We start from the raw sequence: 22,632 nt of genomic DNA on the forward strand, positions 1-22,632 counted from the left end.
GAGATGACGGATGCCGCGGCCCGAGGCATCCGTCATCTCCGGTTTCGAATCGCGCACTTGGCGGAAGATCGCCCGTTCGACGTGCAAAGTGCGCGATTCGAAACCGGGGAACGACAGGTGAGGAGCCGGATCGGGCGCGTGGGGCCCGGCGGGTAGGCTGGGGGCGTGAGCATGGACATCGAACTCGGCCGCGCCAAGCGCGCACGTCGCGCGTACACGTTCGACGACATCGCGGTCGTGCCGTCGCGCCGCACGCGCAACCCGGAGGACGTCTCGACCACGTGGACGATCGACGCGTTCAGCTTCGACATCCCGGTGCTCGGCGCTCCCATGGACTCGGTCGTGAGCCCGCGCACCGCGATCATGCTGGGTCAGCTCGGCGGCCTCGGCGTGCTCGACCTCGAGGGCCTCTGGACGCGCTACGACGACCCCGAACCGCTCCTCGCCGAGATCTCGGGCCTCGAGAAGGCCGCCGCGACCCGGCGCATGCAGGAGCTCTACGCCGAGCCCATCAAGCCCGAGCTCGTGCGCGACCGGCTCGGCGAGATCCGCGCCGCCGGTGTCACGGTCGCCGGAGCGCTCACTCCGCAGCGCACCCAGGAGCTGTACGAGACCGTCGTCGCCGCCGGTGTCGACCTGTTCGTGATCCGCGGGACCACGGTCTCGGCCGAGCACGTCTCGAGCGTCGACCAGCCGCTCAACCTCAAGAAGTTCATCTACGACCTCGACGTGCCCGTCATCGTGGGCGGCGCCTCGACCTACACCGCGGCCCTGCATCTCATGCGCACGGGCGCGGCCGGCGTGCTCGTCGGCTTCGGTGGGGGAGCGGCGTCGACCACGCGCGCCACGCTGGGCCTCCACGCCCCCATGGCCACCGCCGTCGCCGACGTCGCAGGCGCGCGCCGCGACTACCTCGACGAGTCGGGCGGGCGCTACGTCCACGTCATCGCGGACGGCGGCGTGGGCACCTCGGGCGACATCGTCAAGGCCATCGCGATGGGCGCGGACGCCGTCATGCTCGGCGTGGCGCTGGCGCGGGCGACGGATGCCCCGGGCAAGGGCTTCCACTGGGGCCCCGAGGCGCATCACGCCAAGCTGCCGCGGGGCAAGCGCGTCAAGGTCGACCAGGTCGCCTCGCTCGAGGAGGTGCTCTACGGTCCGGCTCCGGTCGCCGACGGCACCGCGAACCTCATCGGAGCGCTGCGCAAGTCGATGGCCACGACCGGATACTCCGACCTCAAGGAGTTCCAGCGCGTCGAGGTCGTCGTCGCGCCCTACGCCGCGGGATGACCGACCCCGACGACGCGCGACCGCCGGTCGAGCCGCACGCGGCCGGGCCGGGGGACGAGCCCGGGGCGGTGGACGAGCGCGGGGCCGGTGAACCCGGCGACGCCGCGGGCAAGCCTGGGGCCGCCGGTGAACCCGGCGGCACTGCCGGCGAGCCCGGGCCGGCGGACGCCGAGGTCGCTGACGCGTTCCCGCCCACGCTGCGCGAGGTCATGGTGCGTCCGCAGTGGCTCGGCGTGCTGCTGCTGTGCCTGGTCGTCGCGGGCGTCTTCGCCTGGCTCGGCCAGTGGCAGCTGGCGCGGGCCATCGACACCGACCCGCTGCCTGCCGGCGTCACCGAAGAGGTGCGGCCGCTCGCCGACGTCACCGCGCCGGGTGAGTACCTTCCCGAGCCGCTGGTCGGCCAGCGCGTGGAGACCAGCGGCACGTGGGTGCCCGGTGACTTCCTCATCGTCGAGTCGCGCTACAACGACGGTGCCGAGGGCTACTGGGTGACCGGACAGCTGCGACTCGAGGGTGCCGACGAGCCGACGTCGATCGCCGTCGCCATCGGCTGGGCGCCGACCCGCGCAGACGCCGAGGCGGCGATCTCGCAGCTCGAGGCCGACGCCTCGGCACCGGATGCCCCCGACGAACCGATCACGGTCACCGGCCGCCTCATCTCCGACGAGGGGCCGTTCCCGCCGCGCAGCGACGAGCCTCCGCAGACCCTCACCCGCATGTCGCCGGCGGCCCTCCTCGGGCAGTGGCACGACACGGAAGAGCTCAACGTCTACCGGCCCTACCTCGCCTCCGAGTCGGCCGCCGCCGGCCTCGTCGACATCTCGTCGCCGGCACCCGCGGAGGGGTCGGGCGTCAACTGGCTCAACATCTTCTACGCCGCCGAGTGGGCCGTCTTCGCAGGCTTCGCTTTCTACCTCTGGTACCGGCTGGCGAAGGACGCCTGGGAGAAGGAGCTCGAGGACTTCGAGGACGAGCATCCCGGCCCCGGCGACGGAGGTGCCGAGGACGGCGCGCGGGCGGCCGCATCCTGAACCGAGGCCAGAAATCCCGTCGCTGCGCGGGCGATCCTCCCAGCTGCCGACCGCGGAGTGACCCAGCCCGACGGCCGCCCTCCCCGCACTCAGGGGAGGGCGGTCGTCGGCGTCAGGCGGGACGCAGCGACCTGGCAGGGGCGACGGGCGGATGCCGCGGGAAACGCCGCGGAATCCCGCGGGTAGACTGGGGGTCATGCCCCGCGCCCCCAAGCTCGCGTCGTTTCCGGCGATCCGCGGAGCCCTGAAGTTCTACCAGATCTGCTCGATCATCACCGGCACCATGCTGCTGCTGCTCCTGGCGGAGATGATCCTGAAGTACACGCCCATCCACCTCGAGCTGTTCCTCGGCGGATCCGGCGGCTTCCTCTGGTTCGCACCCGTCATCGCGGGCCCCGACTGCCAGTGGTGGTCGCTGTTCGCGCCGATGACCAACGAGTGCGAGATGATCTCGACCGGCGACGGCTTCAACCTCTCGCTCGGCATCCTGGTCGCCCACGGCTGGTTCTACGTCGTGTACCTCTTCTCGTGCTTCCGCGTGTGGAGCCTCATGCGGTGGCCGTTCGGGCGCTTCATCCTGCTCGCCCTCGGCGGCATCGTGCCGTTCCTGTCGTTCTTCATGGAGGCCCGTGTCGCTCGCGAAGTGCGTGCGTACCTCCAGTCCCGCGAGGACGCGGAGCTTCACTCCCGCGCCGCGCACTCCTCTCTCACACACGCGATCCCCACGGAGAACCAGCGTTGACTCAGCAGACCGAGACCTCCCAGCGTCCCGTCCTCGTCGTCGACTTCGGCGCGCAGTACGCGCAGCTGATCGCCCGGCGCGTCCGCGAGGCGGGCGTCTACAGCGAGATCGTGCCGCACACCGCGACCGCCGACGACATCGCCGCCAAGAACCCCGTCGGCATCATCCTCTCGGGCGGACCCTCGTCGGTCTACGAGGCGGGCGCACCCTCGCTCGACACCGGCGTCTTCGACCTCGGGGTGCCGACCCTCGGCATCTGCTACGGATTCCAGGTCATGGCGCAGGCTCTCGGCGGCGAGGTCGCCAACACCGGACTCCGTGAGTACGGGGCGACGGATGCCGCGGTCACAGGCGACGGCGGCGTGCTGCTGGGCGGTCAGCCGGTCGCGCAGAACGTGTGGATGAGCCACGGCGACCAGGTCTCGCGGGCGCCCGAGGGCTTCGATGTGCTCGCCTCGACCACCGCCACCCCCGTCGCGGCGTTCGGCAGCGACGAGCGCCGGTTCTACGGCGTGCAGTGGCACCCGGAGGTCAAGCACTCCGACCACGGCCAGCAGGTCATCGAGAACTTCCTCCACAAGGCCGCGGGGCTCCCGGCCGACTGGAACAGCGGCAACGTCATCGCCGAGCAGGTCGAGCGCATCCGCGCGCAGATCGGCTCGGGCCGGGTGATCTCCGCGCTGTCGGGCGGCGTCGACTCCGCCGTCTCGACAGCGCTCGTCCACGAGGCCGTCGGCGACCAGCTGACCGCGATCTTCGTCGACCACGGCCTGCTGCGAAAGGGCGAGCGCGAGCAGGTCGAGAACGACTACGTCGCCTCCACCGGCGTGCGCCTGGTCACGATCGATGCTCGTGAGCAGTTCCTGTCGGCCCTCGAGGGCGTGAGCGACCCCGAGCAGAAGCGCAAGATCATCGGCCGCGAGTTCATCCGTGCGTTCGAGGCCGCCGAGCGCGACCTCGTCGCCGAGGCCGCCGCCGACGGCGAGCCGATCCGGTTCCTCGTGCAGGGCACCCTCTACCCCGATGTCGTCGAGTCGGGCGGCGGCACGGGCACCGCGAACATCAAGTCGCACCACAACGTCGGCGGCCTCCCGGAAGACCTGCAGTTCGAGCTCGTCGAGCCGCTGCGCACCCTCTTCAAGGACGAGGTCCGCGCCATCGGCCGCGAGCTCGGCCTCCCCGAGGCGATCGTGGCGCGCCAGCCCTTTCCGGGCCCCGGCCTCGGCATCCGGATCGTCGGTGAGGTCACCGCTGACCGCCTCGAGATTCTGCGTGACGCCGACGCCATCGCGCGCGAGGAGCTGACGAAGGCGGGCCTCGACGGCGAGATCTGGCAGTGCCCGGTCGTGCTGCTCGCCGACGTGCGCTCGGTGGGCGTGCAGGGCGACGGCCGCACCTACGGCCACCCCATCGTGCTGCGCCCGGTCTCGAGCGAAGACGCGATGACCGCGGACTGGACGCGCCTGCCCTACGACGTGCTCTCGAAGATCTCGAACCGCATCACCAACGAGGTGCGCGAGGTCAACCGCGTGGTGCTCGACGTGACGTCCAAGCCCCCGGGGACCATCGAGTGGGAGTGACCCCGGATCGGGGTGGGGTGAAGAGAAGATCATCCCGTGACGGATGCCGCGGACCTCTGTCCGCGGCATCCGTCGTTTCCACGGCCCATGCCGCCTCGCCGCCATCGGGCCGTGCGGGAGGATGGACGGGTGACGAACGCGACCGACGACGCCCTGCCCGACGCGGACTACGTGCTCGTCGGCAGCCGCATCGCGCTCGGCCTCGACGGCGGGTTCGCCGTCGCCGTGCCGGCGCGCCTGCGCCTGCTCGAGGAGGCCGGTGCTCCCGAGCCGCTGATGCTGAGCGTCGACGGGCAGACGCCCGAGGCGCACGCCGCACAGCGCCGGGCGTTCGTCGACGGCGGTCACGTGGCCGACGCGTCGCGCATCCGCAACCTCTTCGACGAGGTCGTCGCCGACCCGTCGTGGCTCTTCGCCGCGGGAGAGCCGGCCGCGGGCACGGCGCCCTGGGCGGGCGAGTACCGCGTGGTGACGGATGCCGCGGACCGGCCGATCGTGTCGCTGCCGGTGCTGCGCGACGACCCGACGTGGCACCTCTCGGACGCGCCGGTCGTCGTGCACGCGCCCGGCGGGGATCGGGTGCTGCGGGGCTTCCGTGGCCTCTACGGCGCCTGGCTCACGCATATCGCCGACGCGCGCCGGCGCGCGGTGGGCGACCCCGATCGCCTACTCGTGGTGATGTTCGAGTCGCGGCAGATCGGCGAGGCGATGGCCGACTGGGACGACCCGCGCGTACGGCTGGTGCACACCGTGCACAACTCCCACCTTCCCGCGCCCCACGATGATCCCGACGCCCCCGTCACGGGCATGTGGCAACGCTGGCTCGCGACGGTCGATCGCTACGACGCGGTGCTCTGGCCCACGCGGGCGCAGCGCGACGAGGTGGCCGCGCGCTTCGGCGACCCCGGGACGTTCCACGTCGTGCCGAATCCGATCGACCTCGGTTCCGAGCCGCCGTCCGCGGCATCCCGCGATCCGCGATCAGTCGTGATGCTGAACCGCCTCGCGCCACAGAAGCGCGTGGACCTCGCGCTCCGGGCCTGGGCACGCGTGGTGGCCGAGGTGCCCGAGGCGCGCCTCGACATCTACGGCGACGGTCCGTTGCGGGACGAGCTGCAGGAGCTCGTCGACGAGCTCGGGCTCGCGGCATCCGTCACCCTGCACGGCGCGACCGGAGACCGCGACGCGATCTTCGACCGCGCGGCGGTGTTCGCGACTTCTACCGCGTTCGAGGGACAGGGCCTGTCGATCGCCGAGGCGCTCGCCCGCGGGCTGCCCGTCGTCTCGTTCGACGCGCGCTACGGCCCGCGTGAGGCGATCGCCGACGCCGGCGTCGTCGTGCCGCCCCGGGATGTGGAGGCCTTCGCCGACGCGCTCATCGGCTTGTTGCAGGACGACCGCCGCCGCGCTGACCTGTCGTCGCGCGCGCGGGCGGCCGCCGCGGCGTTCGCCCCCGACGCCATCCGGCCGGCTCTGGTCGCCGCGCTGCGCGCGGCGGTCGAGAATCCCTCGCGCCGCGCCCCTCGCTGACCGGGGGCGTTTCGTCTCGCTCCGCTCGCTCAACGACCGGTACCCCGGCCCTGGTCGTTGAGCGAGGAGCGCAGCGACGAGACGAAACGCCTCCTGTGGCAAGCGCACGCATCCGCCCGCAGCAGAACCGCCGAGGGCGGAAACGGATGCGGCGATCCGCCGCGGCGCGCAGGCTGGGCGCATGACAGACGACGGCAAGATCCCCCTGTTCGGCGCGGAGGCGCGCCGCGAGCTGTTCCACCAGCGCGTGCTCGTGCTCGACGGGCCGCTCGACGACGACAACGGCACCCTGATCGCGACGCAGCTGCTGGCGCTCGCGGCGGAGGACGAGGCATCCGACATCGCCCTGTGGATCCACTCGCCCGGTGGGTCGGTGCCCTCGATGCTGGCGATCCGCGACGTCATGCGCCTCATTCCCAATGACGTCGCGACGCTCGCGCTCGGCCTGGCGTGCAGTGCGGGGCAGTTCCTGCTGTCAGCCGGCACCCGCGGCAAGCGGCGCGCCCTGCCGCACGCGCGCATCCTCATGCACCAGGGGTCGTCGGGGATCGGCGGGTCCGCCGTCGACGTCGAGGTGCAGGCCGACGACCTGCGGCACACGCGCGACACGGTGCTCGGCCTCATCGCCGACGACACGGGGCAAAGCATCGAGCGCGTCTTCGAGGACTCGCTGCACGACCGCTGGTACACCGCCGCAGAAGCGCTCTCCTACGGCTTCATCGACGGCATCGTCGACGACTTCGCCCAGGTCGTGCCGCGGCGGCGGCGCCCGGCCGGGCTCGGTCTCGGACCGGCGGAGGTGGCGGCATGAGCTCCTACACGATCCCGAACGTCGTGGCGCAGCATCCGCGCGGCGACCGCGTCATGGACGTCTACTCGCACCTGCTCGCCGAGCGCGTCGTCTACCTGGGCACCGGCATCGACGCCGGCGTCGCCAACGCGCTCATCGCGCAGCTGCTGCACCTGGACGCCGACAGCCCCGAGCGCGACATCCAGCTCTACATCAACTGCGAGGGCGGCGATCCGTCGGCCATGCTCGCGGTGTACGACACGATGCAGCACGTGCGGCCCGAGGTCGCCACGACGGTGGTCGGGCAGGCGATCGGCGTCGGCGCCGTGATGCTGGCGGCGGGCGCGGCGGGCAAGCGCTCGGTGCTGCCGCACGCCCGCGTGGTGCTGCACCAGCCGGCGGGGCAGGGGAGGGGTGCGATTCCGGATCTCATCCTGCAGGCCGACGAGCTGGTGCGCGTGCGCGGCGAGGTCGAGGAGATCCTCGCGCGGCACACCGGACAGGATGCCGCCAAGCTCCGGTCCGACACCGACCGTGACCGCGTCTTCACCGCTGCCGACGCCGTGGCCTACGGCCTCGCGGATCACGTGCTCGACCGCGCACCGGTGGCCGCTCGGTGAGGGGCAGCCGAGTCGGAACGCGTCGGGGTGCGGGCGTTTCGTCTCGTCGCTCCGCTCCTCGCTCAACGACCGGTCCTTGGTTCCGGTCGTTGAGCGAGCGGAGCGAGACGAAACGCAGCGGCTCAGCGACCGGGCGCGGAGTCCGGGGCGCCGGGCCAGACCTTGCCGGCCCAGGGGTCGTAGTCGGCGATCAGCTCCTCCTGGGGCGGACGCTCGCCCTCGGGCACGTGCTGCAGGTTGACCCGCACGCGGTACCAGAGCGAGCTCGACCCGCGCATGCCGTCGACCAGCACGTCGGCGGGGTGCAGCTGTTCGGCGACGGAGGGATGCCGCGACCGCCACGTCTCGAGCGCCTCGAGCGCTTCGGGCTTGGTCTTGGTGCGGGCCACCTCGATGAGCGGCATGAGCGACTGGCGGCGCCCGTCGGGGCCGGCGCCCCGCGGCGGCTTCTCGGCAGGGCCGAGCTCGTCGGCCAGGCGCAGCAGCCCGTCGAGCGTGCCCACGGCGTCATCGATGCCGGCGTGCGGGTCGCCGCGCTCGGCGAAACGGGCCGGAACGGTCAGCACCGTGAACTCCTCGGGCCGCCGCTCGCGCACCTCGTCCCAGTCGAGCGGGGTGGAGACCCGCGCGTCGGCCAGCGGGCGGATCGAGTACGCCGAGGCGACCGTGCGGTCCTGGGCGTTCTGGTTGAAGTCGACGAACACGCTCTCGCCGCGCTCCTCCTTCCACCACCGGGCGGTGGCGAGGCCCGGGGCACGGTTCTCGATCTCGCGGGCGAGCGTCTCGGCGGCGAGCCGCACCTGCTTGTAGTCCCACTGCGGCGCGATGCGCACCAGGATGTGCATGCCGCGCGAACCGCTGGTCTTGGGCCAGCCCACGAGCCCGACGTCGTCGAGCACCTCGCGGGCGACGAACGCGACGTCGACGATCTGCGACCAGTCCACGCCCGGCATCGGGTCCAGGTCGATGCGCAGCTCGTCGGGATGATCGAGGTCCTCCGCGCGCACCGGGTGCGGGTTGAGGTCGAGGCACCCGAGGTTGACCACCCACGCGAGGCCCGCGGCATCCCGGATCACCGCCTCCTCCGCGGACGTGCCCCGGGCGTAGTGCAGGGTGGCGGTGTCGACGAAGCCGGGGTGGTTCTCGGGCACGCGCTTCTGGAAGAACGGCTCGGCGTCGATGCCCTTCGGGAAGCGCTTGAGCACCATCGGCCGGCCGCCGGCGCCGCGCAGGGCGCCCTCGGCGACGGCGAGGTAGTACTTCACGACGTCGAGCTTGGTGAGGCCCGGCTCGGGGAACACCATCTTCGTCGGGCTCGAGATGCGCACCTCGTGCCCGTCGACGTCGAGGATCTCGGCTTCCGCTTTCGAGGGGCTCATCCGGCTCACGCTAGCCGCGCCCCGGGTCTCTCGGCCAGGGGTTGCGCCTCCGCGGCTTTCGAATCGCGCACTTTGCAGTACGAGACCGCCGAAAACTGCAAAGTGCGCGATTCGAACGGTGGGGAGAGTCGCCGGAGGACGGTGCCGGCGACAGGTCGGTCAGGCCGCGAGGGCCAGGGAGGCCCGGCAGCCTACGGCCGCGGGCGACGCCGCCCGCGCGCGCAAGTCGTCGACCACTCCGGCGGTGAGCTCGATCAGCGTCACGTCGAGGGCGCCGGCGACCGCCGCGATCATCTCGCTCGACGGCTCCTTGAGTCCGCGCTCGATCTCGGAGAGGTACTGCGGCGAGACCCCGGCGCGGTCGGCGGTGTCGGTGAGACGCTCGCCGCGCTCGTGCCGCAGGCGACGCAGGCGATCGCCGAGCGCGTCGCGCCAGAGCGGCTCCGGCTCGCGAGCGGGGAGGGCCACGGGTCTCGGCAGCGGGATGATCTCGGCCATGCGCTCACGATAGGCCGCGACGTCCTCCGCGCCCAGGGCGTTCCGCTCTGAGCAGAACGGCCGTCTCGTCGTGCGCAGATGAGAAGCGGATGCCGCAGCCCGGGGCCGCGGCATCCGCTCTGCGTCAACGGATACAGAGTCGAGGGGTGTCGGTCGTGCCGAAGCGGTAGTCGTAGGTGGTGCCGTCGACGGTCACGACGACCTGCAAGCCGTCGATGAGCGCCTGCAGGTAGGAGACACCCGGCTCGGGGCAGCCGAGGGCGCCGTCGTTCCAGGTGACGGCCCGGGCCGAGACGAGCAGGGGCCTGCCGGCGACGCCGCGCGCGACGAGATCCGCGACGAGCGCGTCCCAGCGTGCGGGCAGGACCGCGGCGGGTTCGCCGCTGGGAGCGATCTGGCCCGTCGTCGGATCGGGCGGCGTGGGCTCGGTCATGGGTCTCCTCGACACGCGGTGAGGCAGAGCCGCAGCATGGTCGCGTCGGTGCCCCGGCGTCTCGTTGTGCGGCTCGTGGGACGGGTGTCAGCCTAGGCGGCCGGTCGCGGCTCTGCGTGGCGGTGACGTTCGCGCCGGGGCGGTGGGTTGTGCGCCGGGTCGGGGGCGTTTCGTCTCGGTCGCTGCGCTCCCTCGCTCAACGACCGGGTCCCTTCAGCGAACCCGCTGCCCCCGGGTCGCTGAGCGAGCGGAGCGAGACGAAACGCCTCGAGCCCCGGCATGCCGCCGTAGACAGCAGAACGGCCGCCCGGAGAACCGGGCGGCCGTTCGTGAGCGTCGTGCGTCAGTTGCTGCCGCGGACGATCGCGATGATGCGGAGGATCTCGACGTAGAGCCAGACGACCGTCACCATGATGCCGAAGGCGCCGAGCCAGGCGAACTGGCGGGGAGCGCCGTTGCGCACACCCTGCTGCACCTGGTCGAAGTCGAGCACCAGCGAGTAGGCGGCCATGATCACCACGAGCAGGCCGATGATGAGGCCGAGCGGGATGCCCATGATCTTCTCGCTGTACAGGCCGAAGGCGCCGTCCGTCACGCCGAACAGCATGAGGCCGACGTTGATGAGGCCGAAGATCAGGTAGCCGACCATGGCGATGAGGAAGATCTTCGTGGCGCGCTTGGACGCGCGGACCTTTCCGCTCGCGAAGAGAGCCAGCGTGACGCCGACCACGGTGAAGGTCGCGAGCGTCGCCTGGACGACGATGCCCGGCCACATGACCTCGAAGAAGGCCGAGATGCCGCCGACGAAGAGACCCTCGAACGCCGCGTACGCGAAGATCAGCGGCGGGCGGACCTTCTTGCGCGAGCCGAAGATGACGACCATCGCCATGACGAAGCCGCCGAGCGCACCGATCATCCAGGGGAGGATCGAGGGCTGCGTGACCTGGCGGGCGTCGAGTCCGCCGAGGGTCCACACCCAGCCGACGGCGGCCGTGACGAGGAGGATGGCGAAGAGGCCGACCGTCTTCCAGACGGTGTCCTCGACCGTCATGCGGTCGGTCTCGCGGGCGCCCGCCGCCGGAGCGGCGTACATGCCCTCGAGCTGCGCCTGGGTGGCGGCATCCGTTCCGGCGTGCTGCGCGGTCGCGAACTGCGTCGGCCCGCCCAGGTTCGCCGCCTGCGGACCACCGGGGTAGGTCTGAACGGCCTTCGGGTCCTGGAAGGCCGGGTTGTTGAACGCGGGGTTGTTGAGGGCCACTGCTCTCTCACACTCCAATGTCAAGGAAATCCCAGCACGGTGCTGTGAATCCACACTATCCGACGGGGGCGCGCGGAGCACTGCCGCGTGCTGGGAGAGGGCTATGAACGGATGCCGCGTCCTCGCGCCGTCCGCGGCACGAGGGCCGGGTTAAGGTGGGACGGTGCCGCGCCGTCCTCCGCTCGTCATCGGGCACCGCGGGGCGCCCGGGTACCGGCCGGAGCACTCGCGCTCCTCGTACGCGCTGGCCTTCGCGATGGGCGTGGACGCCGTCGAGCCCGACGTCGTCGTCTCGCGCGACGGGGTGCTCGTCGTCCGGCACGAGAACGAGATCTCGGGCACGACCGACGTCGCCGACCACCCCGAGTTCGCCGATCGCCGCACGACGAAGACGGTCGACGGCGCCGAGCTGAGCGGCTGGTTCACGGAGGACTTCACCTGGGACGAGCTTTCGACGCTGCGCTGCCGCGAGCGCATCCCGCAGCTGCGGCCCGCGAGCGCCACCTTCGACGACGAGCAGCCGGTGCTGCGGCTGCGCGACGTGCTCGACATGGTGCGCGAGGCCGCCCTCGAGTACGGACGCGAGATCGGCGTCGTGCTCGAGATCAAGCACGCGACCTACTTCGGTGCACAGGGATGGGATGTGGCGGCCCTCGTCGACGCCGAGCTGCGAGAAGCCGGCTGGGCGCACGGCGAGCTGCCGCTGACCGTCGAGTCGTTCGAGTCGACGGTGCTCTTCGGCGTGAAGGAGCGGGGCATCGCCGCGGCCTACGTCTACCTGCTCGAGGCGTCGGGTCGGCCCTTCGACCTGCTCGCCGCCCACGGCAGGGCGGCGCCGACCTATCCGCAGACCGCGGCGCCGGCCGGCCTGGACGCGCTCGCCGGGCTGGTGGACGGGATCAGCGTCGACAAGCGCATGATCCTCGCGCCCGACAGGTTCGGGCGCAGCGCAGGCCCGTCGTCGGTCGTGGCCGACGCGCACGAGCGCGGGCTGCGCGTGTTCACGTGGACGTGCCGGCCCGAGAACCAGTTCCTCATCGGCCAGTTCCGCATGCGGGGCGGTGCTGCGGCGTTCGGCGACTGGGAGGACGAGTGGGCCCTCATCCGCGACACCGGCCTTGACGGCGTGTTCGTCGACCACCCCGATCTCGGCGTCGCGTTCTTCCGTCCATAACGCTCGGGCGACGAATTCCCGGCGCGCGGCGCCCGCGTCGCTAGGGTGAAGCCCGTGAGCTCCCTCGCCGCCGCCACGCCATCCATTCCCGCCGAGCCGGGCATCGTCGTGAGCGGCGTGCGTCGCGCGTTCGGCGAGGTGCAGGCCGTGCGCACCGTGACGCTGCACGCCCGTGCCGGCCGCGTGACCGGTCTGGTCGGTCCCAACGGCTCGGGCAAGACGACGCTGCTGCTGATGCTCGCCTCGCTGCTCGCCCCCGACGCCGGCACCATTCGCATCGAGGGCGTCGACCCCGTCGCAGATCCGCAGGCGGCCCGCGCCGTGCTCGGCTGGATGCCCGACGCGCTCGGCGCGTGGAACGCGCTCACCTCGCGCGAGACCCTCGCCGTGACCGCGCGGCTGTACGGGATGCCGAAGCCGGTGGCCGCCGCGCGCGCCGACGTGCTCCTCGCCGAGGTCGGGCTGGTCGACCTCGCCGACGCCCCTGCCCGCGTGCTGTCGCGCGGTCAGAAGCAGCGACTCGGGCTCGCGCGCGCCCTCGTGCACGACCCGCGCGTGCTGCTGCTCGACGAGCCGGCGTCGGGCCTCGACCCGCAGGCGCGCATCGACCTCCGGATGCTGCTGCGCCGATTCGCCGCCGAAGGACGCACCGTGCTGGTGTCGAGCCACATCCTCTCCGAGCTCGAAGAAGTCGTCGACGATGCCGTCTTCCTCATGGCCGGCACGACGGTCGACCCGGCCCGCGTCGAGGCGGCTGCCCGGCGCGCCCGGCCCTGGCGGGTTCGCCTGGCGCGGGGCGAGGCGGCGGAGTCGCTCGCCGCGGTCGCCGCCGCGCTGCGCGTGCCGCCCGAGAGCGTGGGCATCGACCGGCGCGACGTCATGGTGTCGTTCGAGTCGGAGGATGCCGCAGCCGCCGCGCTGCGCGACCTCGTCGGGGCGGGACTCGACGTGGTGGAGTTCGCGGCGGCGCAGGGCGCGCTCGAGCGCACGTTCCTCGACCTCGGCGACGGACGGCCGCCGCAGGCGCCGTCCGCTCCCGGACCGGTCGCTCCCTCGGCGGTGCCCGCCGCGCCTGCCGCTCCGGGCAGCCCCGCGCCGCCGCCGACGGACTCTGGGCATTCGGCGCGACCGGGGGACGCGGCATCCGGAACCACTGCCGGTGCGACCGACGAAGGCGAGGCGATCTCGTGAACGGCCAGCGGCTGGGCACCATCATCGGCCTGGAGCTGACGCAGCGCACCCGGAGCGTCGCCTGGTACGTGCTGCTCGGCGTCTTCGCGGTGCTGCTCGTGATCGTGACGGCGCTGTCGTTCCTCGCGTGGGGTGGCAGCCCCGAACCGGGCGGCGCCATCTACTCGACGATCGTCTACATCACCCTGCTGCTCGTGGTGCTGGTCTCGCCGACGCTGAGCGGCAACGCGATCAACGGAGACCGGGATGCCGCGACCCTGGCCCCCGTGCAGGTCACGCTGGCGACGACCGCCGAGATCCTGTTCGGCAAGGCGCTCGCCGCCTGGGTGACGGGGCTTGCGTTCGTGGCCGTGTCGGTGCCGTTCCTCGTGCTCGCCACTCTCGCCGGCGGCGGCGCTCCCGCGACGATCGCCGTGTCGCTGGTCGTGCTGGTGTTCGAGGTCGGAGTCATCTCGGCCATCGGCGTGGCGCTCAGCGGCATCCTGTCGCGCCCGCTGTTCTCGGTGGCGACCACGTACCTCGTCGTCGCGGCGCTCGTGATCGGGACGCTGATCGCGTTCGCGCTCGTGGGCTTCACCCTGCGCTCCGAGGTGACCAGCACCACCCGCAGCTTCGAGTACGACGCGTACACGGGCGACACCTTCCCCTGCTTCCCCGGCGAGGAGTCCAGCGAGGAGTACCCCTGCGATGAGGACGCGGAGCTGCGGTGCGGCCAATGGCAGACGTCGACCTACGACGTGCCGCGCTTCGACCACGTCTGGTGGCTGCTCGCGGCCAACCCGTTCGTGATCCTCGCCGACGCGACGCCCACGCAGTTCGATCCGGGCGGGTACCCGCGAGATCTCTTCGGCCAGATCAAGCTCGGCGTGCGCTCCGCGCAGGAGCCGCCTGAACTCGAGTACCGCTGGGACGAGTGCGCGCCGGGGCCGGCGGTCGACCAGCCGACGGCGCGCGAGCGGATCGACCAGTCGATGCCGAGCTGGTTCATCGGCATGGCCTTGCAGGCGCTGCTGGCGGCCGGGCTGCTCTGGTGGGCCTGGGCCCGTACCCGGACTCCCGCGGGTCGCCTGCCCTCGGGCACGCGCATCGCCTGACGCCCGGGCGCCCGCCCGAACCGCGGCGTGGCCGGTTCAGGCGAGCCGGGCGCGGATCACGCGGGCGGTCGCGACGGGGTCGGGGCGGTGCATCACCGACTCGGGCACCACGACCAGCTCTGCGCCGTCCATGGCCTCGGCGAGACGGTCGGCAGCCGTCAGCAGCAGCGGGAACGTCTGCTCGCCGCGGAGGATCGTCACGGGTGCGTCGACGGCCAGCATCTCGGGGCTGGGCGTGGACGAGACACGCACCAGGTTGGTGTCGTACACCGTGGACTGCGCCAGCGGCAGCAGTGCGGCGAACTGATCGCTCGCGCGGATGCCCTCGACCATCTCGCGGGGCAGTCCTACGCCCTCGAGCTGGAAGGTCACGATCGCCTCGTCGAGCAGGCCCTCATCGACGAAGGCCTGCAGCCGGTCGGCGAGGTCGTCGGCGGGCTCGTCCTCTCCGAACCGCATCGGCGGCTCGGAGAGGAACAGGGCGCTCACGGGCACGCCGCGCGACGCCGCCAGCAGGGCCAGCACCGCCCCGGACGAGTGCCCCAGGACCGCGGCCTCGCCACCGGTCGCGGCGATCACGGCCGCGAGATCCTCGACCTCGCGCTCGGGCGTCGACCCCGTCGCGTCACCGCTCGCGCCCCGGGCGCGTCGGTCCCACGTCACCGCCCGGAAGCCGGCATCGGTGAGCGCCGACGCGAGTCCTGCGGCGTCGGCGGCCCTCGACATCGCGCCGTTCACGATGACGACGACGGGACCGTCGCCGGTCTCGTCGTAGGCGATCGGGGTTCCGTCGGCGGAGGTCGTGGTGCGCATGTGCCCAGCAAACCACGGGCCTCCGACACGCGACAGGGACGCGGCATCCGTCCCCCGCAGGGATGCACGCCTCACCTCGGGTGTCAATGGCATGGGCTGGACGGCGGCCGGCACCCACTGTGGTCGGCATGAAGCACGTGACGTACGCGGACAAGGCCCTTCTCATCGACGACGAGGCCGCCGACTGGCTCATGGAGTACGCGCGGGCGCTGGGCGGGGCTCACATGACCGATTCCGTGACGCTGCGCGGGATCGGCATGGACGGGAACGAGGTCGAGTCCACGTTCCTCCTCAACGCGAGCACCGAGCTCGTGATGCAGACGGCGAACACGTCGGCGGAAGGCCCCGACAACGACGAGGCGATCGGCTACATGCAGGAGCGCACCCGGCTCATCCTCGCGCCACCCACCGTTCAGCCGATCGAGGATCCCGCCGACGCGCCCTGAACCCGGGAGCCGGGTGGAAGGATCCGTCGGCGTCCCTCAGCGCGGGTCGGGCGGCGTGCGCAGTCCGTCGAGCGCCGTCGAGAGCACGACGGTGCTCAGCTGCTCCGCGTCCAGTGCGCCGCCGGGGCGGTACCACTCGGTGAGAGAGTTCACCATGCCGAAGACGAGCCGGGTGGCCACGGCCGGGTCGACGTCGGCCCGGAGGTGCCCCTCGTCCTGCGCGCGACGGACCACCTCGGTGACGCGGTGGTCGAACACGCGCCGCCCACCGTTCAGCCGATCGAGGATCCCGCCGACGCGCCCTGAACCCGGGAGCCGGGTGGAAGGATCCGTCGGCGTCCCTCAGCGCGGGTCGGGCGGCGTGCGCAGTCCGTCGAGCGCCGTCGAGAGCACGACGGTGCTCAGCTGCTCCGCGTCCAGTGCGCCGCCGGGGCGGTACCACTCGGTGAGAGAGTTCACCATGCCGAAGACGAGCCGGGTGGCCACGGCCGGGTCGACGTCGGCCCGGAGGTGCCCCTCGTCCTGCGCGCGACGGACCACCTCGGTGACGCGGTGGTCGAACACGCGCCGCCGTTCGAGCGCCGACAGCTCGACGGGGCTGTTGCCCCGCACGCGCAGCAGCAGGGTGACCGACGGCAGCTTCTCGATGAGCACCCGCACGGCGCCCCGGATGACGTGGGCCAGTCGCGCATCGGCCGGCCCGTGCTGCGCCTCGGGATGCTCGAGCACCCGCTCGAGGCTCGTCAGCGCGTCGTCGAGCGCCAGGTCGAGCACATGCTCCTTCGAGGCGAAGTGGTGGTACAGCGCCGACTTCGTCAGCCCCAGCCGCTCGGCGAGGTCCGACACCGAGGTCGCGTCGTAGCCCTTCTCGTTGAAGAGGCTCACGGCGATGCCGAGCACCTGATCGCGGTCATAGCCCGGGCGCCCGCGCCGGGCGCGCGGCACGAGCTCATCGGTCGGCGGGGCGACGTCCATCGGGTGCCTCCTGCGTCTCGGTGCGCCACGGTCGCGGGCGATCGGCGACCATCGCTCAGTCTGCCCCAGTCGTGTTTGCGAAGTCCTCCGCTGCATGGCATATTACTGAACGATCGGTTGGGAAACTTCCGGTCGATGTCTTCCCGCAACGCGGCGGAACGAAGGATGACGATGTCCGAGCACGGCGCGGCTCCGCCGATCGAGATCGAACGGCAGTCCGATCGGGTCGTCGTGACGCTCGGCCGGCCCGAGACGCGCAACGCCATCGACCGGCGCACGATCGATGCGCTGCACGAGGTGTGCGCCGAGCTCGAGTCGGTGCCCCGCATCCTCATCCTCACCGGGTCCGGCGGCGTCTTCGCATCCGGCGCCGACATCGCGCAGCTGCGCGACCGGCGTGCGGCCGATGCGCGCGCGGGCATCAACACCATGGCCTTCCGCCGCATCCGGGCGCTGCCGATGCCGGTCATCGCCGCCGTCGACGGCTACGCGCTCGGGGGCGGGGCCGAGCTGGCCTATGCCGCCGACATCCGCATCGGCACGCCGACGCTGCGCATGGGCAACCCCGAGCCCGGGCTCGGCATCATCGCGGCGGCGGGCGCCACCTGGCGGCTGCCCGAAATCGTCGGCGAGGCGCGTGCGGCCGAGCTGCTGCTGACCGGGCGCATCGTCGACGCCGACGAGGCGGTGCGGTGGGGGCTGATCTCGGCGATCCATCCCGCCGACCAGCTGATGGCCGCGGCTCACCTCATCGCCGACCGCATCGCCGCCAACGACCCGCTGGCGACGCGCCACACCAAGACGGCGCTCCGCGCGCCCGCCGAGGCGCACCCCGGCATCGAGCTCGAGCTGCAGGCCGAGCTCTTCGAGAGCCCCGAGAAGCACCGGCGGATGACCGCGTTCCTCGAGAGGAAGCGGCCATGAGCGCCCCCGCCACGGTGGGCGTGCTCGGCGGCGGCCGCATGGGCGCCGGCATCGCCCACGCCTTCGCCGTGGCGGGCGCGCGAGTCGTCGTGGTCGAGCGCGACGCCGAGGCGGCCGAGGCCGCCCGCGAGCGGATGCGGCGCAGCCTCGCGCGGGCCGTCGAGCTCCACCCGTCGCTCTCGGCCGACGCCCTCGCCGCGGCTGTGCGCACGGGCGTCGACTTCGGCCTCTTCGCGGACTGCGAGCTGGTCGTCGAGGCGGTCTTCGAAGACCGTGCCGTCAAGACGCAGGCACTCCTCGACGTGGAGGCCGTGCTCGCGCCGGAGGCGGTGCTCGCCAGCAACACGTCGTCGATCTCCATCGACGCGCTCGCCGCGAGGCTGCGGCGCCCCGGCCGCTTCCTCGGCCTGCACTTCTTCAACCCGGTGCCCGCGTCGTCGCTGGTCGAGATCGTGATCGGCGCGGCGACCGAGCCCGAGCTCGAGGCCCGCGCCCGCGACTGGGTCGCCGCGCTCGGCAAGACGCCGATCGTCGTGCGCGACTCGCCCGGGTTCGCGTCCAGCCGGCTGGGCGTCGCCCTCGCCCTGGAGGCGATCCGCATGGTGGAGGAGCAGGTAGCGAGCCCCGCCGACATCGACGCGGCGATGGAGCAGGGGTACCGGCATCCGCTCGGTCCGCTGCGCACCACCGACATCGTGGGCCTCGACGTGCGGCTGGGGATCGCCGAAGAGCTGCACCGCACGCTCGGCGCGCGGTTCGAGCCGCCGCAGCTGCTGCGGCGCATGGTCGCCGACGGACACCTGGGCCGCAAGAGCGGCCGCGGATTCTACGAATGGAGCCAGACATGACCGGCATGCTCGCGAGCTACGTCGCGGACCAGTGGTGGATCCCGGCCGACGACACCGACGCGGCGGTCGTGCGCGACGCCTCGACCGGCGAGGTCGTCACGCGGGTGAGCACGCGCGGCATCGACCTGGCCGGCGCGCTCGAGCACGCGCGCACGGTGGGGCAGCGGAGCCTCGGCGAGCTGACGTTCCACCAGCGGGCGGTGCTGCTCAAGCAGTTCGCGATGGCGCTGACCGAGCGCAAGGAGGAGCTGTACGAGCTGTCGAAGCGGGCGGGGTCGACCGTGCGCGACTCGCTCAGCGACGTCGACGGCGGCATCGGCGTGCTGTTCACCTACTCCTCGAAGGGCCGGCGCGAGCTGCCGAACAGCCGCGTGTACGTCGACGGCAGCCCCGAGCCGCTGTCGAAGGACGGCTCGTTCCTGGGTCAGCACGTGTACACGCGCCTGCCGGGTGTCGCGCTGCAGATCAACGCCTTCAACTTCCCGATGTGGGGGGCGCTCGAGAAGTTCGCGCCGGCGTTCCTCGCCGGCGTGCCCACCGTCGTCAAGCCCGCGACCCCGAGCGCCTACATCGCCGAGGCCTGGGTGCGGATCCTCGTCGAGTCGGGCCTGCTTCCCGACGGCTCGCTGCAGCTGGTGTCGGGCGCCCTGCCGGGCGTGTTCGAGCTGCTGCGGCTCGGCGACCTCGTCGCCTTCACCGGCAGCGCGTCGACCGCCGAGCGCCTGCGCGCGCAGACGCCCGAGGGTGTGCGCTTCACCACCGAGACCGACTCGATCAACGCCTCGGTGCTCGGGCCCGACGCCACCCCCGGCACTCCCGAGTTCGACGCCTACGTCGGTCAGCTCATGGTCGAGCTCACCACCAAGGCCGGGCAGAAGTGCACGGCGATCCGCCGCGCGATCGTCCCGTCGGGCACCGCGCAGGCGCTCGTCGACGCGATCGGCGAGAAGATCGCACGTCGCATCGTGATCGGCGACCCGCACGCGGACGGCGTCACCATGGGCCCGCTCGTCTCGACGCAGCAGCGCGACGAGGTGCTGGCCCGGGTGGCCGAGCTCGAGGACGCCGGCGGACGGATCCTGCTGGGGTCGACGACCGCGCCGGACGTCGTGCACCCCGACGGCTCGACGGGCCCGGCCCCCGAGGGGGCGTTCATGGCCCCGCTCCTCGTCGGCTTCGACGATGCGCGCGTCGGCGCGGTGCACGACGTCGAGGCCTTCGGGCCGGTCGCGAGCGTGCTGACGTACGACACGCTCGAAGAGGCGGCCGACCTCGTGGGCCGCGGCGGCGGGTCGCTCGTGACGTCGGTCGCCACCCATGACACCGACGTCGCCGTCGAGCTGCTGAGCCGCATCGGCGCCTACAACGGCCGGGTGCTGTTCCTCAGCCGCGAGAACGCGCGCACGTCGACCGGGCACGGCGCGCCCGTGCCGCACCTCGTGCACGGCGGTCCGGGTCGCGCCGGCGGGGGAGAGGAGCTCGGCGGAATCCGCGCCGTGCTGCACCACATGCAGCGCACCGCGATCCAGGGATCGCCCGACATGCTCACGGCCATCACCGGCGTCTGGCATCAGGGCGCGGCATCCGTCGACGAGGGCACGCATCCGTTCCGCAAGTCGCTCGCCGAACTCCGCATCGGCGACCAGGTGCGCTCCGCCGACCGCGAGGTGAGCCTCGACGACATCGAGACCTTCGCGCGGTTCACCGGCGACACGTTCTACGCGCACATGGACGAGGACGCGGCATCCGCCAATCCCTTCTTCCCGGGTCGCGTCGCGCACGGCTACCTGCTCGTCTCGTGGGCGGCGGGCCTCTTCGTCGACCCCGCTCCCGGGCCGGTGCTCGCCAACTACGGGCTCGAGAACCTGCGCTTCGTCACGCCGGTGTCGCCGGGCGACCGCATCCGCGTGACGCTCACGGCGAAGCAGATCACGCCGCGCGAGACCGACGAGTACGGCGAGGTGCGGTGGGATGCCGTCATCCACAACCAGCGCGACGAGATCGTGGCGCAGTACGACGTGCTGACGCTGGTGGCGAAGGATGCCGCGGCCCCGGCGCCGTCGGGATCGCTCGCGTCGGCGGTGCCGGCGTGACCCTCCGCCCGATGATGCAGCGCGACCGCGCGTCGGCGGCGCTCGGCATGCGCGTGGAGCGCGACGAGCCGGGCGAGGCGGTGGTCAGCATGGTCGTGCGCGACGACATGCTGAACGGGTTCGACATCACCCACGGCGGCTTCGTCTTCGCGCTCGCCGACACCGCCTTCGCGATCGCGTGCAACGAGGACGACCGCATCACCGTCGCCGCGGGCGCCGACATCTCGTTCCTCAAGGCGACCCACGGCGGGCAGACGCTGACCGCCCGCGCGGCGCGTCGCGTCGTCAGCGGGCGCGCCGGTCTCTACGACGTCACGATCACCGATGAGACGGGCGAAGTGGTCGCAGAGTTCCGTGGCCGCTCGCTCGTCACCGACCGCCGGATCGAGCCGTGAGGGCCTTGTCGGTCGCAGACGGGGCGATTATCATAACTGAACGATCGGTCTGTAATAAGGAGTCGACATGACGACACCACCCGAGGCGGCCACGATCGACCTCGCACAGCGGGAGCGTCAGGCCGAGTTCGACGCGCTCATCGAGGCCGACCAGCGCATCGAGCCGCGCGATTGGATGCCGGAGGCCTATCGCAAGACCCTCATCCGGCAGATCTCGCAGCACGCGCACTCCGAGATCATCGGCATGCAGCCCGAGGGCAACTGGATCACGCGGGCGCCGAGCCTCAAGCGCAAGGCCATCCTGATGGCGAAGGTGCAGGACGAAGCGGGGCACGGCCTGTATCTCTACTCCGCCGCGCAGACGCTCGGGATCACGCGCGACGAGATGACCGAGCATCTCATCGAAGGTCGCGCCAAGTACTCGTCGATCTTCAACTACCCCACCCCGACGTGGGCCGACATGGGCGCGATCGGCTGGCTCGTCGACGGCGCCGCGATCTGCAACCAGGTGCCGCTGTGCCGCGCGTCGTACGGCCCGTACGGCCGCGCGATGGTGCGCATCTGCAAAGAGGAGTCGTTCCACCAGCGGCAGGGGTTCGAGATCCTGCTGTCGCTCATGCAGGGCACGCCCGCGCAGCGGAAGATGGCGCAGGATGCCGTGAACCGCTGGTACTGGCCCTCGCTCATGATGTTCGGGCCGCCCGATGACGCCTCGCCCAACTCGGCCCAGTCGATGGCATGGAAGATCAAGCGGTTCTCGAACGACGAGCTGCGCCAGCGGTTCATCGGGATGCTGGTGCCGCAGGCCGAGGTGCTCGGCGTGACGCTGCCCGACCCCGAACTGCGCTGGGACGCGTCGGCGGAGCGCTGGCACACGAGCGAGATCGACTGGTCGGAGCTGCAGGAGGTGATCGCGGGTCGCGGGGCGATGAACGCCGAGCGCATCCGCAACCGCCGCAACGCGCACGACGAGGGCGCCTGGGTGCGCGAGGCCGCCGCCGAGTACGCCCGCAAGCAGCAGGCGCGTACCCGGTCGTCGGGCGAGCGACGCTCGTCGAGCGAGGAGCGCAGCGACGAGACGAAACGCCCCGAGACGACGGAGGTTCCCTCATGACGACGCCCGGTGCTTCCTCACGCGAGTCGTGGCCGCTGTGGGAGGTGTTCGTGCGGGCCGGGCGGGGCCTGTCGCACGTGCACGCCGGATCGCTGCACGCCCCCGACGCCGAGCTCGCGCTGCGCAACGCGCGCGACCTCTACACGCGCCGTGGCGAGGGCACCTCGATCTGGGTGGTGCCGGCGGATGCGATCACGACGAGCGATCCCGACTCGAAGGGCGCGTTCTTCGAGAGCCCCGCGGGCAAGAACTACCGCCACGCGACGTACTACACGGCGTCCGAGGGGGTGCCGCACCTGTGACTCACGTGGACCCGGAACATCGGGGCGTCTCGACTCGCTCCGCTCGCTCAACGACCGCCGCTCGCTCAACGACCGGGGCCGTTGCGGTTGCGGTGCCTCCGGTCGTTGGGCC

At 72.1% G+C, this 22,632-nt stretch carries 23 protein-coding genes and 1 pseudogene; 17 read left to right on the forward strand and 7 right to left on the reverse strand.

Translation table 11 applies throughout. The features are described from left to right. Nucleotides 1-171: 171 nt before the first annotated feature. From R8Z57_RS14380 to R8Z57_RS14410, 7 genes are all read left to right on the forward strand, one after another. A complete protein-coding gene (locus tag R8Z57_RS14380) occupies nt 172-1,290 on the forward strand; it encodes a GuaB3 family IMP dehydrogenase-related protein (RefSeq protein WP_318354503.1) in 1,119 nt (372 codons plus the stop codon). Nucleotides 1,291-1,499: 209 nt separating this feature from the next. Beyond that, complete coding sequence (locus tag R8Z57_RS14385; protein ID WP_318354504.1) at nt 1,500-2,321, forward strand: SURF1 family protein; 822 nt, start codon at nt 1,500-1,502, stop codon at nt 2,319-2,321. A 196-nt stretch (nt 2,322-2,517) separates the two neighbouring features. Further along, nucleotides 2,518-3,063 carry a DUF3817 domain-containing protein gene (locus tag R8Z57_RS14390; RefSeq protein ID WP_318354455.1) on the forward strand — a complete coding sequence of 182 codons (546 nt, stop codon included), beginning with the start codon at nt 2,518-2,520 and terminating at the stop codon, nt 3,061-3,063. Further along, complete coding sequence (guaA, locus tag R8Z57_RS14395) at nt 3,060-4,643, forward strand: glutamine-hydrolyzing GMP synthase (RefSeq protein ID WP_318354456.1); 1,584 nt, start codon at nt 3,060-3,062, stop codon at nt 4,641-4,643. Before R8Z57_RS14390 ends, guaA begins: the two co-directional genes overlap by 4 nt. Before the next feature lie 129 nt (nt 4,644-4,772). Then, nucleotides 4,773-6,173 carry a glycosyltransferase gene (locus R8Z57_RS14400; protein WP_318354457.1) on the forward strand — a complete coding sequence of 467 codons (1,401 nt, stop codon included), beginning with the start codon at nt 4,773-4,775 and terminating at the stop codon, nt 6,171-6,173. A 181-nt stretch (nt 6,174-6,354) separates the two neighbouring features. Next, the gene (locus tag R8Z57_RS14405) at nt 6,355-6,984 is read left to right on the forward strand and encodes an ATP-dependent Clp protease proteolytic subunit (protein WP_318354458.1); all 630 of its coding nucleotides are present in this window, start codon (nt 6,355-6,357) and stop codon (nt 6,982-6,984) included. After that, nucleotides 6,981-7,583 carry a ClpP family protease gene (locus R8Z57_RS14410; RefSeq protein ID WP_318354459.1) on the forward strand — a complete coding sequence of 201 codons (603 nt, stop codon included), beginning with the start codon at nt 6,981-6,983 and terminating at the stop codon, nt 7,581-7,583. The genes R8Z57_RS14405 and R8Z57_RS14410 overlap by 4 nt, the downstream gene beginning before the upstream one ends. Nucleotides 7,584-7,705: 122 nt before the next feature. Here R8Z57_RS14410 and ligD read toward each other — a convergent pair whose 3' ends face one another. The 4 genes from ligD to R8Z57_RS14430 form a co-directional block, all read right to left on the reverse strand. Beyond that, a complete protein-coding gene (gene ligD / locus R8Z57_RS14415; RefSeq protein WP_318354460.1) occupies nt 7,706-8,962 on the reverse strand; it encodes a non-homologous end-joining DNA ligase in 1,257 nt (418 codons plus the stop codon). 159 nt (nt 8,963-9,121) lie between these two features. Next, nucleotides 9,122-9,460: a helix-turn-helix transcriptional regulator gene (locus R8Z57_RS14420; RefSeq protein WP_318354461.1), complete on the reverse strand. Its 339-nt coding sequence runs from the start codon at nt 9,458-9,460 to the stop codon at nt 9,122-9,124. A 124-nt stretch (nt 9,461-9,584) separates the two neighbouring features. Next, entirely contained in the window at nt 9,585-9,893 is a 309-nt protein-coding gene (locus tag R8Z57_RS14425; RefSeq protein WP_318354462.1) for a hypothetical protein, read from the reverse strand. 343 nt (nt 9,894-10,236) lie between these two features. Next, a complete protein-coding gene (locus tag R8Z57_RS14430) occupies nt 10,237-11,151 on the reverse strand; it encodes a Bax inhibitor-1/YccA family protein (protein WP_318354463.1) in 915 nt (304 codons plus the stop codon). A 163-nt stretch (nt 11,152-11,314) separates the two neighbouring features. On the opposite strand from R8Z57_RS14430, the gene R8Z57_RS14435 reads away from it, so the two are divergent. The 3 genes and pseudogenes from R8Z57_RS14435 (at nt 11,315) to R8Z57_RS14445 (ending at nt 14,610) form a co-directional block, all read left to right on the forward strand. Further along, nucleotides 11,315-12,325: a glycerophosphodiester phosphodiesterase family protein gene (locus R8Z57_RS14435; protein WP_318354464.1), complete on the forward strand. Its 1,011-nt coding sequence runs from the start codon at nt 11,315-11,317 to the stop codon at nt 12,323-12,325. 84 nt (nt 12,326-12,409) lie between these two features. Continuing rightward, nucleotides 12,410-13,339 (forward strand): annotated as a pseudogene (locus R8Z57_RS14440) (ABC transporter ATP-binding protein); the annotation flags it as partial. Between the two features lie 173 nt (nt 13,340-13,512). Then, nucleotides 13,513-14,610 (forward strand): ABC transporter permease, encoded by a 1,098-nt coding sequence (locus R8Z57_RS14445; protein ID WP_318354465.1) that lies wholly within the window; start codon nt 13,513-13,515, stop codon nt 14,608-14,610. Nucleotides 14,611-14,646: 36 nt separating this feature from the next. Here the strand turns inward: R8Z57_RS14445 and R8Z57_RS14450 are convergent, their stop codons facing one another. Beyond that, nucleotides 14,647-15,423: an alpha/beta hydrolase gene (locus R8Z57_RS14450; protein WP_318354466.1), complete on the reverse strand. Its 777-nt coding sequence runs from the start codon at nt 15,421-15,423 to the stop codon at nt 14,647-14,649. A gap of 128 nt (nt 15,424-15,551) precedes the next feature. Between R8Z57_RS14450 and R8Z57_RS14455 the strand changes: the two genes are divergently transcribed. Next, nucleotides 15,552-15,869, forward strand: coding sequence for a hypothetical protein (locus R8Z57_RS14455; protein WP_318354467.1), 318 nt, complete (start codon nt 15,552-15,554; stop codon nt 15,867-15,869). A 36-nt stretch (nt 15,870-15,905) separates the two neighbouring features. On the opposite strand, the gene R8Z57_RS14460 is transcribed toward R8Z57_RS14455, so the two are convergent. Both R8Z57_RS14460 and R8Z57_RS14465 read right to left on the reverse strand, forming a co-directional pair. Further along, the gene (locus R8Z57_RS14460) at nt 15,906-16,157 is read right to left on the reverse strand and encodes a hypothetical protein (protein ID WP_318354506.1); all 252 of its coding nucleotides are present in this window, start codon (nt 16,155-16,157) and stop codon (nt 15,906-15,908) included. A gap of 54 nt (nt 16,158-16,211) precedes the next feature. After that, nucleotides 16,212-16,844: a TetR/AcrR family transcriptional regulator gene (locus tag R8Z57_RS14465; RefSeq protein ID WP_318354468.1), complete on the reverse strand. Its 633-nt coding sequence runs from the start codon at nt 16,842-16,844 to the stop codon at nt 16,212-16,214. Nucleotides 16,845-17,015: 171 nt separating this feature from the next. Here R8Z57_RS14465 and R8Z57_RS14470 point away from each other — a divergent pair, with 171 nt between their 5' ends. From R8Z57_RS14470 to paaB, 6 genes are all read left to right on the forward strand, one after another. Then, nucleotides 17,016-17,768 (forward strand): enoyl-CoA hydratase/isomerase family protein, encoded by a 753-nt coding sequence (locus R8Z57_RS14470; protein ID WP_318354469.1) that lies wholly within the window; start codon nt 17,016-17,018, stop codon nt 17,766-17,768. Next, nucleotides 17,765-18,616, forward strand: coding sequence for a 3-hydroxyacyl-CoA dehydrogenase family protein (locus tag R8Z57_RS14475; protein WP_318354470.1), 852 nt, complete (start codon nt 17,765-17,767; stop codon nt 18,614-18,616). The genes R8Z57_RS14470 and R8Z57_RS14475 overlap by 4 nt, the downstream gene beginning before the upstream one ends. Beyond that, a complete protein-coding gene (paaZ, locus tag R8Z57_RS14480) occupies nt 18,613-20,709 on the forward strand; it encodes a phenylacetic acid degradation bifunctional protein PaaZ (RefSeq protein WP_318354471.1) in 2,097 nt (698 codons plus the stop codon). Before R8Z57_RS14475 ends, paaZ begins: the two co-directional genes overlap by 4 nt. A gap of 11 nt (nt 20,710-20,720) precedes the next feature. Then, complete coding sequence (gene paaI, locus R8Z57_RS14485; protein WP_318354472.1) at nt 20,721-21,104, forward strand: hydroxyphenylacetyl-CoA thioesterase PaaI; 384 nt, start codon at nt 20,721-20,723, stop codon at nt 21,102-21,104. A gap of 67 nt (nt 21,105-21,171) precedes the next feature. After that, nucleotides 21,172-22,218 (forward strand): 1,2-phenylacetyl-CoA epoxidase subunit PaaA, encoded by a 1,047-nt coding sequence (gene paaA / locus R8Z57_RS14490; RefSeq protein ID WP_318354473.1) that lies wholly within the window; start codon nt 21,172-21,174, stop codon nt 22,216-22,218. Beyond that, a complete protein-coding gene (gene paaB, locus R8Z57_RS14495) occupies nt 22,215-22,520 on the forward strand; it encodes a 1,2-phenylacetyl-CoA epoxidase subunit PaaB (RefSeq protein ID WP_318354474.1) in 306 nt (101 codons plus the stop codon). The genes paaA and paaB overlap by 4 nt, the downstream gene beginning before the upstream one ends. The last annotated feature ends 112 nt before the right edge of the window (nt 22,521-22,632 follow it).

This window comes from Microbacterium sp. M3 (assembly GCF_033548675.1).
GTDB lineage: Bacteria > Actinomycetota > Actinomycetes > Actinomycetales > Microbacteriaceae > Microbacterium > Microbacterium arthrosphaerae.